This window comes from Longibacter salinarum, assembly GCF_002554795.1.
Lineage (GTDB): Bacteria > Bacteroidota > Rhodothermia > Rhodothermales > Salinibacteraceae > Longibacter > Longibacter salinarum.
Genome location: NZ_PDEQ01000006.1, coordinates 237,474 through 252,398, shown reverse-complemented (window position 1 = coordinate 252,398; position 14,925 = coordinate 237,474). Strand labels below are relative to the sequence as shown.

The 14,925-nt window shown below is 59.5% G+C and carries 12 protein-coding genes; 2 read left to right on the top strand and 10 right to left on the bottom strand.

Annotation, left to right across the window (positions count from 1 at the left end; genetic code table 11):
• Window positions 1–135 precede the first annotated feature (135 nt).
• The 4 genes from CRI94_RS12745 to CRI94_RS12730 form a co-directional block, all read right to left on the bottom strand.
• Window positions 136–594, bottom strand: a complete 459-nt coding sequence (locus CRI94_RS12745) for a hypothetical protein (protein ID WP_098076312.1) — start codon at window positions 592–594, stop codon at window positions 136–138.
• Window positions 595–962: 368 nt separating this feature from the next.
• On the bottom strand, window positions 963–1,193 hold the full coding sequence (locus CRI94_RS12740; RefSeq protein ID WP_098076310.1) for a ChaB family protein: 231 nt from the start codon (window positions 1,191–1,193) through the stop codon (window positions 963–965).
• A 174-nt stretch (window positions 1,194–1,367) separates the two neighbouring features.
• Window positions 1,368–2,411, bottom strand: a complete 1,044-nt coding sequence (locus CRI94_RS12735; RefSeq protein ID WP_179862293.1) for a YihY/virulence factor BrkB family protein — start codon at window positions 2,409–2,411, stop codon at window positions 1,368–1,370.
• A 616-nt stretch (window positions 2,412–3,027) separates the two neighbouring features.
• Window positions 3,028–6,537, bottom strand: a complete 3,510-nt coding sequence (locus tag CRI94_RS12730; protein WP_098076306.1) for a methylmalonyl-CoA mutase family protein — start codon at window positions 6,535–6,537, stop codon at window positions 3,028–3,030.
• Between the two features lie 445 nt (window positions 6,538–6,982).
• On the opposite strand from CRI94_RS12730, the gene CRI94_RS12725 reads away from it, so the two are divergent.
• Window positions 6,983–7,465: an FKBP-type peptidyl-prolyl cis-trans isomerase gene (locus CRI94_RS12725; protein ID WP_098076304.1), complete on the top strand. Its 483-nt coding sequence runs from the start codon at window positions 6,983–6,985 to the stop codon at window positions 7,463–7,465.
• A 124-nt stretch (window positions 7,466–7,589) separates the two neighbouring features.
• Window positions 7,590–8,396 (top strand): NAD-dependent epimerase/dehydratase family protein, encoded by an 807-nt coding sequence (locus tag CRI94_RS12720; protein WP_098076302.1) that lies wholly within the window; start codon window positions 7,590–7,592, stop codon window positions 8,394–8,396.
• Window position 8,397: 1 nt separating this feature from the next.
• Here CRI94_RS12720 and CRI94_RS12715 read toward each other — a convergent pair whose 3' ends face one another.
• From CRI94_RS12715 to CRI94_RS12690, 6 genes are all read right to left on the bottom strand, one after another.
• The gene (locus tag CRI94_RS12715; protein ID WP_098076300.1) at window positions 8,398–9,168 is read right to left on the bottom strand and encodes a 4'-phosphopantetheinyl transferase family protein; all 771 of its coding nucleotides are present in this window, start codon (window positions 9,166–9,168) and stop codon (window positions 8,398–8,400) included.
• On the bottom strand, window positions 9,165–9,698 hold the full coding sequence (locus tag CRI94_RS12710) for a Na+/H+ antiporter subunit E (protein ID WP_098076298.1): 534 nt from the start codon (window positions 9,696–9,698) through the stop codon (window positions 9,165–9,167). The genes CRI94_RS12715 and CRI94_RS12710 overlap by 4 nt, the downstream gene beginning before the upstream one ends.
• A 78-nt stretch (window positions 9,699–9,776) precedes the next feature.
• Entirely contained in the window at window positions 9,777–11,264 is a 1,488-nt protein-coding gene (locus CRI94_RS12705) for a proton-conducting transporter transmembrane domain-containing protein (RefSeq protein ID WP_098076296.1), read from the bottom strand.
• A 65-nt stretch (window positions 11,265–11,329) separates the two neighbouring features.
• On the bottom strand, window positions 11,330–11,722 hold the full coding sequence (locus tag CRI94_RS12700) for a Na+/H+ antiporter subunit C (RefSeq protein WP_098076294.1): 393 nt from the start codon (window positions 11,720–11,722) through the stop codon (window positions 11,330–11,332).
• Window positions 11,723–11,786: 64 nt separating this feature from the next.
• Window positions 11,787–12,227 carry a Na+/H+ antiporter subunit B gene (locus tag CRI94_RS12695; protein WP_179862292.1) on the bottom strand — a complete coding sequence of 147 codons (441 nt, stop codon included), beginning with the start codon at window positions 12,225–12,227 and terminating at the stop codon, window positions 11,787–11,789.
• Window positions 12,228–12,277: 50 nt separating this feature from the next.
• Window positions 12,278–14,770, bottom strand: coding sequence for a putative monovalent cation/H+ antiporter subunit A (locus tag CRI94_RS12690; RefSeq protein ID WP_098076292.1), 2,493 nt, complete (start codon window positions 14,768–14,770; stop codon window positions 12,278–12,280).
• Between the last annotated feature and the right edge of the window lie 155 nt (window positions 14,771–14,925).

Here is a 14,925-nt window from a genome sequence, read left to right as displayed (position 1 = left end):
CCGCACGAGGGGTTTCAGACGTGCGACGCGGCATACGACCGGTTTCGTTTGTTGAAGCGGTCGGTCGTTGTTCGACGACTGAACTCGACAGGCGGGTGCTGTCGCAGCCGTATCGATTGCCCCGATGTCTTGGCCCTACAGCGTCGGACGCAGTCCTCCAGCGATCGAGAAATGCGCACCGTCAGCAAACGTGAACCGCATCTGAACGAAGAAGTGCATGTCTCCGAGCCGCACGCGACTGCCACCAAAAAGATTGAGTCCGGGTCGCTTTCCCTTCCCATCCTCTTGCCCGACCACACAGGCCCCTGCCCCAACATACGGTGTCACCTTGGCGGATTCGCGACCGAAGACGTGCATGGCATCGGCGTTTATCTGCCAACGCTCCGTTCCGCTTGCCGGATTTCCCTCTATCGAGGTAACCACACGACCGGGCCCCCCTTTGAGATTGAGTTGTCCCTGAATGCCGGAAAAGAGCGAGCGCTTTTTCACGTCGTACCCCGCGTATGTCCCGGCGGCCGCAGCCGCCGACTCACCGTTCCAGCTGAGGCGTTTCAAAACCATCGATAGCACAACTTTACCAATTAGGTCTTTCATGCGTGCGGATCGGTATGGGTCGAGGTGAAGGCTTGAGAATCTCTTTGGCAGCAGTTTCCGGCTATCCAAAGGTGCGGACCTCCCGTCAGTCGGTCCTCGCAATGCTCGCAGCACCAGGCGCCGTACATGTCGCGTACCGTGTCAACTGCGTCATTCCGGACGGGTGACCGTCACGCCCATGAATAGGCATGAACGGCTGCGCTTACGTTCTCGCGATACATCCGCCGAAGAGGCTTGAAGATGGATGTTGTACTGACACTCGAGTGTTCTACGCCGACGATCGGTGCTCCACAGAAAAGGATGAGGGAATGAGGTGCGTCTAGAATGGACCGGGAGCGACCGCATTCAAGCGCAAGTTATCGTCAGATTTATTCGTCCTTACGAGTCCATTCGCCGTACTTCTTCGTGTACTTCTGCTTGACAGCCGACCAGGCTACACGATGGGCCGTCTCTTCTTTCGATTCGTCCCCACGCCGCTTATCAGGGTCGTCGTACTCGTCCTCCGCGCTGTTGTAGGCTTCCTTGTAAATCTCCTGCGCGTGCTTCGGTAGATTGTCGCGGACGGAGTCAGGTAGCTGATCGATTCGATTGAATGGCATAATGCACCTTCATTCGTGAGTGTGAATCGAATGGCTTGGTGGCCGTGATCGATAGCACGTTCATTTCGGTTTTGAATCATAGTCGGTCATCGCACATCCATCTGAGCGCGGGCGTCTGAACGCACTCAGCAACCATGATTCGAACCGGATGCAGACGATCAACCAGCACCTGATTCAGCCCTTCCGTTTCTCTTCTCCTTCGTCCCCTGCGGTTGTCGTTACAATTCTCACAGCACCATCTGCTGGCTGTATTCCGTGTCCGTGGCGACGCGTCCACACCTGCGTGAACTCAGCTCCGAGGAAGAGAATCATTGCTGAGTAGTAGACCCAGACGAGTAGAAGTGCGAGCGCTGTCGCGGCGCCGAACACCTCTGCTGGATTGCTATGTCCGATGTAAAGACTGATCAAGAACTTCCCTGCGACGAAGAGGAGCGCCGTCACAAACGCCCCGATCGCAACATCCCGCCACGAAAGCGTCGCATCAGGTAAAACGCGAAAGATCGCGGCGAACAGGGCGGTAATGACAAGTAAGTCAACAAGCGCGTTGATGAGCCAGACGAAAGGACCCGAGAGCCCGGAGGGCAACAGCTCTCCAATTTGTCCGCTTACCGCCGCAAGGACGGAACTGAGAAGGAGTGAGACCAGAAGCAGGAATGCGATCACGAGAATCATCCCAAAGGAAAGAACCCGCTTCATCACGAGATTCCAGACACCGCTTCGTTTCGGGTCTGGCTGAACTTCCCAGGCTTTGTTCAATGCGCTTTGCATTTGCGCAAAGGCACCGGTTGCCCCGAAGAGGAGGCCCGCGATGGACAAGATCAGGCCGAGTGAGAATCCTCCCATCACTCGTTCCTGCGCGCTCATAGCCATCTCTTGCACCTGCTCGGCCGTCCCCGACCCGATCACCGTGCCAACCTCCGTCTGAATCCAGCTTTCGACCGTCTCTGGACTCAGGAAAACACCTGTCAGCGTAACAACAATCACGACGAGCGGGGGCAGAGAAAACACGGTATAGTACGCCAAGGCGGCCGCCATCCGCGGACAGTCATCATCCACAAATTCCGAAAACGTCTGTCGAACGACGCTCTGGACATCGGCCGCACGTTCACTCGAAAGTACGTCGCGCACAACATCGACGGACGTCTCACGCCGCGTCTTGTTCTTTTCGACATCGGATGATGCGAATGAACGGTCAGAGCGCTGAACCGGTGGCACCATGAGATCCTTGTTTCGCGTGCTTCGTAATCTCGGATGTTCTGTCTCCCGATAGATGCACTCCACGGACTCCGCACTTGTACACGCGGAATGCACCTCGTGCGAAACTACATTCCAGACGCCACCCGGCTGTTTCTCCTGCAGCGCTACAAATCGGTTCGGGCCGTCTGCCTTCCGGGATTTACGTCTCTGCTTGACACGATGCCGGGAAACCGTGCCTGAAACGCGGTGATCCACGCTTACGACCGATCGCGCCATAGTCGGAGCCACCGGAAGCCACGTCCCATTCGGTCGTCGGTGACGTTGGATTGCCCCCCGTATGCTCACCGCGGCAAAGCACAGCCAGACGGCAACAACGGAACGGAAATATTATACCGTTTCGACTTTAGAATGCCGGTGTCTCCAACGGCTTCGATTCGGCGGTCGCGCCACACCGTAGCAGAAAAACATCCGTTGAAACGGTCTCTTCTCAACGCGGAGCCCCTACGAGGACACGGGTTGGGCGATCCCGACCATATCATTCGGAAAACGTATTATCGACGTCAAACTACCGAAAACAGAACGCCGCCCTCCCATCGGGAAGACGGCGCGATGCCACGACAATCGTGGAGAGGCTCAATTACATGTTGCGGCGGTACTCGCCTCCTTCGTCGAACAAGACGCGTGTGATCGTACCGAGCGAACAGTATTTAACGGCCTCCATCAGAACGTCGAACGTGTTACCCCCGGTGCGGGCCGCTTCGCGAAGGTGCTCGATCGCATCGTCCGCCTTCTCGGGGTAGCGGTCCTGGAAGGCACGGAGCGCGCGAAGCTGGTGCTGCTTCTCGTCGTCCGACGATCGCATCAGGTCGACCGACAGATCTTCCTCCGTCTGCCCATCTTCTCGTAGAAACGTGTTGACGCCGATGATCGGGCGTTCGCCGCTGTGCTTCTTCTCCTCGGAGACCATCGACTCCTGCTGGATCTTCCCGCGCTGGTACATCGACTCCATGGCTCCGAGAACACCGCCGCGGTCGTTGATCCGTTCGAACTCCGCCCAGACGGCTTCCTCGACAAGATCGGTAAGCTCCTCGATGACGTACGCACCCTGCAGCGGGTTCTCGTTTTTCGTCATCCCGAGCTCGCGATTGATGATCATCTGGATCGCAATCGCCCGCCGCACGCTCTCCTCCGTCGGCGTCGTGATGGCCTCGTCGTACGCGTTGGTATGGAGGCTATTGCAGTTGTCATACACCGCCATGAGCGCCTGTAGCGTCGTGCGGATGTCGTTGAACTGAATCTCCTTCGCGTGCAGACTGCGCCCGGAGGTCTGGATGTGGTATTTCAGCTTCTGACTCCGCTCGTTGGCGCCGTATTTCTCGCGCATCGCAACGCTCCAGATCCGGCGAGCAACGCGACCGATGACGCTGTACTCCGGATCCATGCCGTTCGAGAAAAAGAACGACAGGTTCGGCGCGAAGTCGTCGATGTCCATCCCGCGGCTCAGGTAGTACTCGACGTACGTAAACCCGTTGGCGAGTGTGAAGGCAAGCTGTGTGATCGGGTTGGCGCCGGCCTCCGCGATGTGATACCCGGAAATCGACACCGAGTAGAAGTTGCGCACGCTCCAATCGATGAAGTACTGCTGGATGTCGCCCATCATGCGAAGGGCGAAGTCTGTCGAGAAGATGCAGGTATTCTGAGCCTGATCCTCCTTCAGGATGTCGGCCTGAACGGTGCCGCGCACGACGTTGAGTGTATCCTCTTTGATGCGCTCATACGTTTCGGCATCCAGAACGTCCCACTCCACGAGCTCTGCGCCAGTGCAGCCGAGCAATCCGAGGCCGCTTCCATCGTGCGTTTCCGGCAGTTCGTCTTCCCGTCCGTTGGGGCCGTACGGAACGTATTCGGGCCGATCATCACCGAGCTTCTCTTCGATCACGGACTCGGCTTTATCCCAGCGTCCCTCCTCGCGGAGATGTTTCTCAACCTGCTGATCGATCGCCGTCTGCAGGAACATCGCGAGGATCATCGGCGCCGGACCGTTGATCGTCATCGACACCGACGTCTTGCGATCGGCGAGATCGAAGCCCGAGTAGAGCTTCTTCATGTCGTCCAGCGTGCAGATCGACACTCCGGCATTCCCGACTTTCCCGTAGATGTCCGGTCGTTCATCCGGATCGAACCCGTACAGTGTAACGCTATCGAACGCTGTAGAAAGTCGGTTGGCCGGGCTGTCGGAGGAGACGAGGTGGAACCGCCGGTTCGTCCGTTCGGGCGAGCCCTCTCCGGCAAACATGCGTGTCGGGTCTTCACCCTCACGTTTGAATGGGAAGACGCCGGCGGTGAATGGAAAGTAGCCGGGCAGATTCTCGAGGAGGGCGAACCGGAGACGTTCTCCGGGATCTTCGGTCTTCGGTAGTGCAACGCGCGGGACCTTCGTTCCACTTAGCGTTTCGCGGTACAGCGGCACCTCGAAGTCACGCCCGCGCACGGTATAGGTAAATGTGTCCTGCTGGTACGCGTCCTTGAGGTCGTCCCAGTCCGTGAGAATGTCACGGCAGCGGGAGTCGAGCTTGTCCCACCAGTGCTGCACCATGTCATCCAGGCGCCCGGCGATCTGCTCCCGGTCTTCTGGCGCCCAGTCATCGACCTGCGAGCGCGCCCCCTGAGCCTCGCCCCACTTTCGTGCAATCTCGATCTGCTCTTCTGCCCATGAGCGGTAGCCTCGACCGGCCTCGACGATCTCTCCCAGGTAGCGGTTGCGGCTCGGCGGGATGATCGCGACCTCCGCCGGATCGGGCTCTGGCACGTCCCGGTCGCCATACGTCGGCGACGTACGGTCGAAGCCAAACGACGCGTTGAGCTCATCGAGGAGCCCGAGGTAGAGGCGCGTCACGCCGGGGTCGCCGAAGTGGGACGCCATTGTCGGGTACACCGGCATATCTTCCGGCTTCTCATCGAAGCGCACGCGGTTGCGTTGCACCTGCTTGCGTACGTCACGCAGCGCATCCTCCGACCCTCGCTTCTCAAACTTGTTGATAGCGACGAAATCGGCGAGGTCCAGCATGCCGATCTTCTCCAGTTGCGTCGGCGCACCGAAATCGTGCGTCATGACGTACAGGGAGAAATCCGTGAGATCGACGATCTCGGTGTCGCTCTGACCGATGCCGGCCGTCTCGAGGATAATGAGATCAAACCCAGCAGCCTTGCACACGCTCATGGCCTCACGCAGTGCTTCGCTGGTGGAGCGATTCTGCTGACGTGTGGCGAACGAACGCATGTAGACGCGCTCCGAGTTTCCCCCGTAAATCGCGTTCATGCGGATGCGGTCTCCGAGGAGCGCACCGCCCGTCCGCCGCCGCGTCGGGTCGACGCTGAGGACGGCAAGGTCGATATCGTCGAAATCGTTGATGAACCGGCGGACCAATTCGTCCGTCAGCGTAGACTTCCCGGCGCCCCCAGTCCCGGTGATGCCGAGCGTGGGAACCGTGGATGCCGACAGATTGACGGATGCAGCATCCTGCGGCTGCCCATCCCCGGCCGGCGCGCCATCACCCGCATCGAGCTCCACATCGTCAGCCCCTGCGAGCTCTGCAACGACAGTTTCCGCTTTCTCAGCGAAGGGCGTCTCAATCCGCGATAGGCTCCGCGCGATCGTGCGATCATCTTTGGCGTTCGAGGCATCGACGCCCTCAAACTCGGCATCCGTGATCGGGTAGTCGCAGTCCCGTACCATCTGGTTGATCATGCCCTGAAGGCCCATCTGCATGCCGTCCTCCGGGGAGAAGATCTTGGCGATGCCGTATGCCTCCAGTTCTTCGATCTCCTCCGGCACGATGACGCCGCCTCCGCCGCCGTAGATGCGGATGTGGCCGGCTCCCTTCTCCTCCAACAGGTCGTGCATGTACTTGAAGTACTCGACATGCCCACCCTGATAACTCGACACCGCAATCCCCTGCGCATCCTCCTCGATGGCGGTTTCGACGACATCCAAGACCGACCGGTTGTGGCCGAGATGGATCACCTCGACTCCGGTCGACTGCAGGATCCGCCGCATGATGTTGATCGCCGCATCGTGCCCATCGAACAGGCTAGTCGCGGTAACGAATCGGACGGGGTTCTCGGGCTGATAGCGCTCGGTCTCCATGGCTCGACGGCAGGAATTGTACAGGACAGCGGGGACGGCGACAACAGGAGCGTATTGCCGTGCTTCAACCGAATATAAAGGCGCGATGCACCCGCGGTTTCCTGTTCACGAAAAGCGCTTCCGGCACGGTCCATTGCAATCGCGTTCGTACATTCGGCTGCGGTGCGTCCTGTGTTAAGGAGGAAGGATTGAGGATTGGCGATTGAGAATAGCCGATGGGCGAGGACGACCTCTTTTGGAGTCGCGGACTTTGCCCGAAGACGATCCAATCGACAACCGACCACGACTCGCGAGGAGGGTACGCGTGGAACAGAATTGCGCACGCCGAATGACACATTTTCGAAACCGAACAGGCTTCGCACTTGCATAAGGCAGCCCCCGACCGCACCCTACGTACTACATTGCGCGCGGAGCTTTATTAACCTCAATCGTTCACGCCCCCTGTATGACTCGTCTCATTCCCTCTTCCCTCTTCGCCGTCGTCGGAGTTCTCGCAGCCCTCGTGTTCCTGTCTGCTTGTGGCAGCAATGGAGACGCAGAAGAATCCTCTTCCTCTCCGCGCGACGTATCGGCATCGGAATATACGACCACATCCTCTGGTCTCAAGATCTACGACTTTCAGGTCGGGTCTGGCGAAACCGCCGAGTCCGGCGATTATGTCCGCGTTCACTACACCGGATGGCTGCAGTCAGACAACACACAGTTTGACTCCTCCGTCGGTCGCAGCCCACTTGAGTTCCGCTTGGGCGCAGGACAGGTCATCGAAGGTTGGGATGAAGGGGTCGCAGGAATGAAGGTCGGCGGCGAACGCCAGCTCGTCATTCCACCGGAGCTCGCTTACGGAGCCAGCGGCACCGGCCCCATTCCGCCGAATGCGACATTGATCTTTGAGGTAGAGCTCCTCGACGTTTCGTCCTCCGCCGAGTAGGAACGGTCGCCACGACCTTTCCGCGCGCATTATTCCGCGTGCATCATCCCACACTTGTCCCCTCGTCCCCGAACCCGGCCGTCAGTTTCGGACTCAACTTCTCACTCATGAATCGGTCCGTCCAATGAAACTCGTCATCCCAGGAGGCAACGGATTCATAGGATCACACATTTGCGAGGTGGCCGTTAACGCGGGACACGATGTCGTTGCGTTCGGTCGATCCGGAGAACCCGACCTCACGCCGGTCCGGCATCCGTGGGTCGGGAAGGTGACATGGCTATCAGCGGATGTCTTCGACGTTGACGCGTGGTCGGATGTGCTCGACGGAGCGGATGCGGTCATTCACACAATCGGAACCATCGTACAGGATCCATCGAACGGTATCACGTTCGAGCGCATCAACGGTGAAGCCGCTATCGTTGCTGCGGATGCCGCGGCGAAGTCCGGGGTAGACACGTTCGTGAAACTATCCATCCAGGATAAACCCCCTGGTGTATCGGGTCGATTCTTGGCCTCGATGCGGCGGGCCGAGCGCACCATTCCGGAACGGTTCCCATCGCTACGGAGCGTATTTCTCCAGCCAAATCTCGTCTTCGGAGACGACCGATTTGCCACGTGCACGATGGCTGGCCTTCTACAAGCCGCGGCACGGGTGGTCCCGTTCCCCTACGGTTCTCACGAGGGCCGCCCCCTACCCGTCCAGAGCGTCGCAGCCGCGGCGGTGCATGCGGCAGCACAGGACACGCTGAAAGGGCCGCTGAACGTCAATCAGATCGACGACATCGCGCGAACGAGCGGACTCATCGATCCCAGCGACCTGCCGGAACCGACGCTTCGACCGCTTCTCGCAGGTCTCGGGGGCGCCACGATGGCCTACTGGATGCTTAGACGGTCGAGCAAAACGTCGGAATCATCCAGCGTGCCCGCGTAATTCATTCTGGAATGGCCACAGACCACCAGTACGTGTCTTTTTCTCCCTCATCGGGGTCGACACGGGTATAGGCAACCTTCCATACCCCGCCGTCGTCAACCGTAACGAACGCCTGTCCGGTCATCGGAGGGGCGTTTTCTTTTTCGACACTCATTCCTTCGACGACGTCTCCCGAATGGACTCCAACGTCGATGTTCAATTTCTTGGGCGACGTACGAAATCCACTTCTTCGCGCCTTCAGGACAGATTCCTTGATGGTCCACACGAGGATAAGAGATGCGTCATGCTCATACGGAAGTGTCGCAAGCAGCCTCTCGTCCTCCGGGTGCATAAGAAAACGCTCCAGACCCGCGTCGCGCTCAGCAATCGCCTCGAGGTCCGTGCCAACGGGTGTAGGTGACAGTGCTGCGACGGCGTGCGGACCGCAGTGCGCAATCGAGAGGTGCCACATCAGATCGGGCACATCGACCGCTCCGTCGTCTGCAACCTTCAGCCGGACATCGGCTGGGTCGATCTCCTCCTCCTTTCCGATCAGATCTCGCGCTGCTGCCCGCCCCGCGATAAACTCGCGCTGGCGCTTCTCCGCCCCGAACGTCTCCAGACACGACCGCTCCTCGACCGACAACCACGTGCGCCAGGTCGCGGCTCGGTCGTCGTCGTACGCGACCGCCTGAAGTTGTACGTCATCTCCTAGAACCGACCGCAACCGCTGCTCCGCACGCAGCCATGCGCCGGTCATTGGCTCCTTTCGCCCCGGATGCGGCTCCGTCATTCGGCTGTTTCCTGGTTGACTGGACCGAAGGCGAGTTGGACATGCTTCTCCAACGACCGCTTGATATCAGAAATCACGCCCTGACCATCATCAGATTCGATCGCCATGCTGTGGATGTAAAGATGCTTTTTATCGGACGAGACGTCAAGGGTCATCGTCCCGGGCGTGAGCGTGATAAGGTTCGAAAGCGCCGTAATCTCCCGGTTCGTTGTCACGTCCAGCGGGTACTCAATTACGGCGGACCGGATGTTCAGCGTCGGAGCGACCGTAATCCGAGCGACACGAACGCTCGAGATGGCTAGCTCGCGCAAAAAGACGAGGAACAGGACCACGATGCGGTACATCCGACGCACAGGGTTCGCGCCCCGAAGCGTGCCCTTATCATCGGCCCGATCGAAGATCGGCTGCGAGAACACCGTGACGGCCGCGCCGAGCAAGAGGCCGAAGATCAGATTCGGGACCGTGAATGTCCCCTGCAACGACACCCAGATGAGTGCCAGAACCAGTGAGCGGATCGTCGTAGCAAGCATCAGCTGGAAAGGGAAAAACGGGAACAGGTGAACGAAGGTGAAGGGCGCACCATCACGCGAGGCACGCGGCGCCGGCGACTATCCGAGAACCGCCTGGATGTAGGGGGCGGTGTTCGTCAGGTTCGTCGCTGCCTGGTGAGCAAGTTCGAAGAGCGGCTGTGCGTAGAGACCGACGGCAAAAAGGGCGACGGCCAGCACCACGATGGGCGTCTGAAGCACGGACCGCTGCAGGAACGTGTCGGTACTCACCAGCCCGTCCTCCCGGGCGGGACTCCAGAACGCGCGCGCCCAGAGTTGGCCGACGACCAGGAGCGTGAGGGCGCCGACGAGCAGCGCGACGGCTACGATGAGATAGTTCTCTGTCTCAAGTCCCGCCTGAACAAGCGTCAATTTACCCCAGAAGCCTGGAAACGGTGGGAAGCCGGCAAGCGAAAACGCTGGGACGATGAACGCCAGTGCGAGCAACGGACGATGCGTATACAACCCGCCCATCTTTCCGATTTCCGTCGTCCCCGTCTCCCGCTCCATCACGCCTCCGATAAGGAAAAGAGAGGCTTTGACCGGGATATCCTGGAAGATGTAGAAGACGGCGCCGGCGAGGCCGAGCGTCGTAAAGAAGCCGAGGCCCATTACGACATAGCCCATTGCGCTGATCACGAGAAACGCGAGCAGGCGGTTCACATTTCGCTCCGTCACTGCACCGAGCACGCCGATGACCATGGTGAGACCGGCGACGACCAGAAGGAGTGTTTTCGTGTATCCGGTCGGCTCGGGGAAGAGCAGGGTGAAGATGCGAATCAACGAGTACACGCCGACTTTCGTCAGGAGGCCGGCGAAGATTGCCGACACAGGTGCGGGCGGCGTGTGATAGGACGCAGGAAGCCAGAAATAGAGCGGGAAGAGCCCCGCTTTTATGCCGAAGCCAACGAGAAACAGAGCGGCGATCGTCGCCTCCAGGCCCGCCTCGCGGATATTGCCCATGCTGGTCGCAATGTCCGCGAAGTTAAGCGAGCCGGTGAAGCCGTACAGCAGTCCGATGGCCGTGAGGAAGGACACGGAGGCGACGAGGTTGATGCCAACGTATTTGACCGCCCCATCCAGCTGCCGCTCTTCGTTACCGAGCACGAGCAGGACGAACGAGGCAATCAGAAGCACCTCAAACCACACGTACATATTAAACAGGTCGCCCGTAATGAACGCCCCGTTGATCCCCATCATCAGGAGGTGCAGCAGCGTGTGAAAGCCGAAAAACTCACGTTCCACGTCCATGCCCCGCAACGCATAGACAGCGACGGCGAGCGCCACGAACGCAGAGATCGTGATGAGACCGGCTGAGAACGCGTCCGCGACGAGCGTAATCCCGAAGGGAGCCGCCCAATCGCCCATTTGAGCAACCTGAATCCCCTCCGTCTGCACGTTCCACAGGATAACAGACGAGGCGCCGAGCAATGCGGTCGCCCCCAGAACGCTGAGGACGCGCTGGGCCCTCCGCGACCGACGCAGCAATAGCGTCAAAATGCCGGTTAAGGCTGGGATGATTACCGGAAGTACAAGAAGAACCTTCATCGGCAGGGTAAGGAAGTCAGGGCGAATTCAGGGGGGATGGCTCGGGTACGACCTACAGCGCGGGTTTACGCGGGCAGGCGCTTGTCTTCCGTCTGAAGGTCCACGTCACGCTTAGGCTCAGACGCCATGAGGTTGTCCGCATCGACGGTTTCCGACACGGTGTAATTTCGATATATGAGTACGAGCGTAAACGCTAGCAGGCCAAAGCTGATCACGATAGCCGTCAGGATGAGTGCCTGAGGAAGCGGGTTGGCATACGCCCCCTCAATCGTCTTTTGCCCATACGGAATGACGGGCGGCACCTCCCGGGTCAACCGTCCCATCGTGAAGATGAGCAGGTTGACAGCATTACCCAGGATGATAATGCCGATGACAAAACGGAGCAGGTTACGACGCAGGAGCAGGTAAAAGCTCGCGGCGAAGAGTAGCCCCGAAACGACTGCAAGAATCAATTCCATAACAGCAAGTCAGGTCGATCAGAATCAGCGTAGGGCGCTGGCAGTGCCCGTCGGCAAAACAGAACTAGTCGTCGATGAGTCCGGGCACGCGGTCTTCCACGCTAAACACCATCAGAAGCACGGTGCCGACGACGACAAACATCACCCCGATGTCGAAAGCAAGGGTCGACCCGAGTTTGAGCGGATCGTCGAGACCCGGCAGCGGAACCTTGAGCCAGAGGCTCTGCAAAAACGAGTTGCCCGTTCCGAGTGCCAGAAGTCCGGCTCCGAGTGCCAAGGCCAATCCCGTTCCGAGAAGCGTCCGTGGTTCAATCCGAAGGACGCGACGAGCACCGTCTACACCGACGGCGAGTGCATACAGAACGAACGCACTTGCAGCGACCAGCCCCCCCACGAAACCGCCACCGGGGAGATTATGACCTCGGAGAAGCATGAACACCGAGAATACGAGCAGAATCGGCACGAGCAGGCGCGTGGCGATCTGGAGAATCAGCGATTGAATCATAGCACGTTGAGAACAGGTCAGGGGGCTACGGAGCGGGAAACGATGTCGGATTAGCTTCGATTGTCCGATGTCGTTTCCTCTTCTTCCGCCGCCTCGTCTTCGGGGTGAACTTCGGTACCGCTCTCATCTTTCGGTCCTGGATCCTCAGGTGGCGTTTCGCCAGCGTCGGTTAGTTCGGCTTCCTTCTGCATTCCATCTGCAGGGACGTCTTCGGAATGGAAACGCGTGCCGAGAATCTCCGGCAGACGAATCCGTCGCATCCGCATCATGACGAATACGCCGAGAGCCGCCATCGTCAGGACGGTGATTTCGCCAAACGTATCAAGGCCACGGTAGTCGACCAGAATGACATTCACGACATTCGACCCCTGCGCAGCCGTATAGCTGTTGTTCGTCATGAAGTCAGACACAGAGCGGTCAAGCGGGAACGACAGCGCAGCAAACGCCACGGTCGTAACGATGGCGCCGACGCCCAGCGACACCACGGCATCGCGGATTCGCCTTGCCACGGGCTCGTGCCCTTCGATATTCGGCAGGTGAATTAAAACAATCACGAGCAGAATGAGCGTCAGTGTCTCGACCGAGAACTGCGTCATCGCGAGGTCAGGCGCGCCGAACAGCAGGTAAAGCAGGGCAACGCTGTATCCACCGATGCTGAGCGCAAGGATAGCGACGAAGCGGTCGTGCGCCCGGACCGCGGCCAGGGCCGACAGCACAATCAGTCCGGCGAGGGCGGCTTCGTAATAACGAACCTCACCGAGTTCGGTCGGCCAGGAGATCGATGATTCCGCAATCAGGGCTCCGCCGACCATAACGATGGTGCCCAAAAAGATGAGCAGCAGGTAACGGCGGAATTTGCCCGTCTGCAGAGCATTCGTAATCGAGTAGCTTCCTCTCCCCAGGCCATAGAGCATACGCTCGAATCCGTCGCCCGGCGCGTCGGCGAAGGCCCGCCCGAACCCAACCATCGCGGTGCTCTCGTGCAGGCGTTCCCAGAGATAGTAGATGCCGAAGCCGAGTGCGAATGTGACGAGGCTCGCAATAAGAGCCGGGTTCACGCCATGCCAGAGGGCCAGATGCAGCTCGTGGGTCTCCTGCATGATTCCAGCCTGGGCCGTCTGCAGAAGCCCATGATCGACCAGGGCTGGGTAGACGCCGAGCAGTAGTCCCAGTCCGCCAAGAACGCAGGGGCCGAGGTACATGCTCAGCGGCGCTTCGTGCGGCTCACGTGTGAACGCGCCTTTCACCTCTCCGATGAACGGTTTCAGACCAACAAGGAGCCCGGATGCGACCAGCGCAGCATTTGCGAGAACGCTCGCGACAAGAATCAATGTGCTCCAGCTTCCGCCGTGGAGGGCGGCTTCGTACGTAATCTCTTTTCCGATGAAGCCAAAGAATGGAGGAATGCCGGACATAGACAAGGCGGCTGCGAGGCCGCCAGCCATCGTGATCGGCATGGCGGCGCGAAGCCCACCGAGTTCGGTCAAATCGCGCGTCCCGGTCTCGTGATCGATGTTACCGGCCAGCATGAAGAGTGCCCCTTTGTAGAGCGCGTGAACGAGTGTGAAGGTGACCATTGCGGCGATGGCCTCCTCGGTCCCAACGCCCAGGAGCATTGTGAGCAGCCCCAGGACCATGGTCGTCGTATACGCCAGGATTTGCTTTAAATCCGTGTAGCGCAGTGCGAGCCATGCCGTCAGCACCATCGTGAAGCCGCCGAACAGCACGAGCGTGGTCGTCCACACCTCCGTGCCGCCAAGAACGGGATGCAATCGCGCGAGAATGAAGACACCGGCCTTGACCATCGTCGCGGAGTGCAGGTATGCGCTAACGGGCGTCGGGCCCGCCATCGCAGCCGGGAGCCAGAAGTGGAAGGGAAACTGCGCGGACTTCGTGAACGCACCGGCACAGACCAGAATGAAGATGCCCAGGTAGAGCGGCGACTGCGAGACCATGTCTCCCATCGCCAGCATTTCGCTGAACTCCCAGGTCCCGGTGACCTGCTGCAGGAGAACGAGCCCGGCCATGAGAGCGAGCCCACCTGTCCCGGTCACGATGAGCGCTTTCCGGGCGGCACGACGGGAATCTTCTTCGTTGTGGTAGAAGCCGATCAGCAGATACGAGGTGAGGCTCGTCAGCTCGAAGAAGATAAAGAAGACAATCGCATTGTCCGCGAGGACGAGCCCGAGCATCGCGCCCATAAATGACAGGAGCTGGACGTAGAATCGTCCGAGCTCGTCGCTATGCTTGAGGTACCCACCCGCATACACGACGATCAGCGTGCCGATCCCCGTGACGAGGAGGGCAAAGAGCAGACTCAGCCCGTCCAGATAAAAAGACAGGGGGAGGTCGTAGGCGGGAAACCACGTGGTCGACTGCCGGATGGCGCCTTCGTGCGTAACGTGTCCGGCCTGAAGCAGGAAGTAGACGAACGCACCGAGAGGCACCGTCGCCAGAATCCAGCCGGAGGCTTTCCGCGTGAGGCGGACGACGAGCGGGGCAATGGCGGCAGCGGCGAAAACGCTAAGAACAGCCAGCAGCATGAGGGCGAGTCATACGTGAGCGAGGGACGATCGACCGGGGAAGCGGTGAGGCAACAGCCCGCGGACGATGTAGAACGAGACCGAAACGCTTCGGTCAGAGCGTGTCTGCACGTCAGGAGTCGGTAGCAGACGAATTCTTCTTACTCGGGTCGGGC

What these genes read in the sequence shown, in the direction of transcription:
- CRI94_RS12745 (WP_098076312.1), bottom strand. Translation starts at nt 594, where the DNA reads ATGAAAGACCTAATTGGTAAAGTTGTGCTATCGATGGTTTTGAAACGC.
- CRI94_RS12740 (WP_098076310.1), bottom strand. Translation starts at nt 1,193, where the DNA reads ATGCCATTCAATCGAATCGATCAGCTACCTGACTCCGTCCGCGACAAT.
- CRI94_RS12735 (WP_179862293.1), bottom strand. Translation starts at nt 2,411, where the DNA reads ATGGTGCCACCGGTTCAGCGCTCTGACCGTTCATTCGCATCATCCGAT.
- CRI94_RS12730 (WP_098076306.1), bottom strand. Translation starts at nt 6,537, where the DNA reads ATGGAGACCGAGCGCTATCAGCCCGAGAACCCCGTCCGATTCGTTACC.
- CRI94_RS12725 (WP_098076304.1), top strand. Translation starts at nt 6,983, where the DNA reads ATGACTCGTCTCATTCCCTCTTCCCTCTTCGCCGTCGTCGGAGTTCTC.
- CRI94_RS12720 (WP_098076302.1), top strand. Translation starts at nt 7,590, where the DNA reads ATGAAACTCGTCATCCCAGGAGGCAACGGATTCATAGGATCACACATT.
- CRI94_RS12715 (WP_098076300.1), bottom strand. Translation starts at nt 9,168, where the DNA reads ATGACGGAGCCGCATCCGGGGCGAAAGGAGCCAATGACCGGCGCATGG.
- CRI94_RS12710 (WP_098076298.1), bottom strand. Translation starts at nt 9,698, where the DNA reads ATGCTTGCTACGACGATCCGCTCACTGGTTCTGGCACTCATCTGGGTG.
- CRI94_RS12705 (WP_098076296.1), bottom strand. Translation starts at nt 11,264, where the DNA reads ATGAAGGTTCTTCTTGTACTTCCGGTAATCATCCCAGCCTTAACCGGC.
- CRI94_RS12700 (WP_098076294.1), bottom strand. Translation starts at nt 11,722, where the DNA reads ATGGAATTGATTCTTGCAGTCGTTTCGGGGCTACTCTTCGCCGCGAGC.
- CRI94_RS12695 (WP_179862292.1), bottom strand. Translation starts at nt 12,227, where the DNA reads ATGATTCAATCGCTGATTCTCCAGATCGCCACGCGCCTGCTCGTGCCG.
- CRI94_RS12690 (WP_098076292.1), bottom strand. Translation starts at nt 14,770, where the DNA reads ATGCTGCTGGCTGTTCTTAGCGTTTTCGCCGCTGCCGCCATTGCCCCG.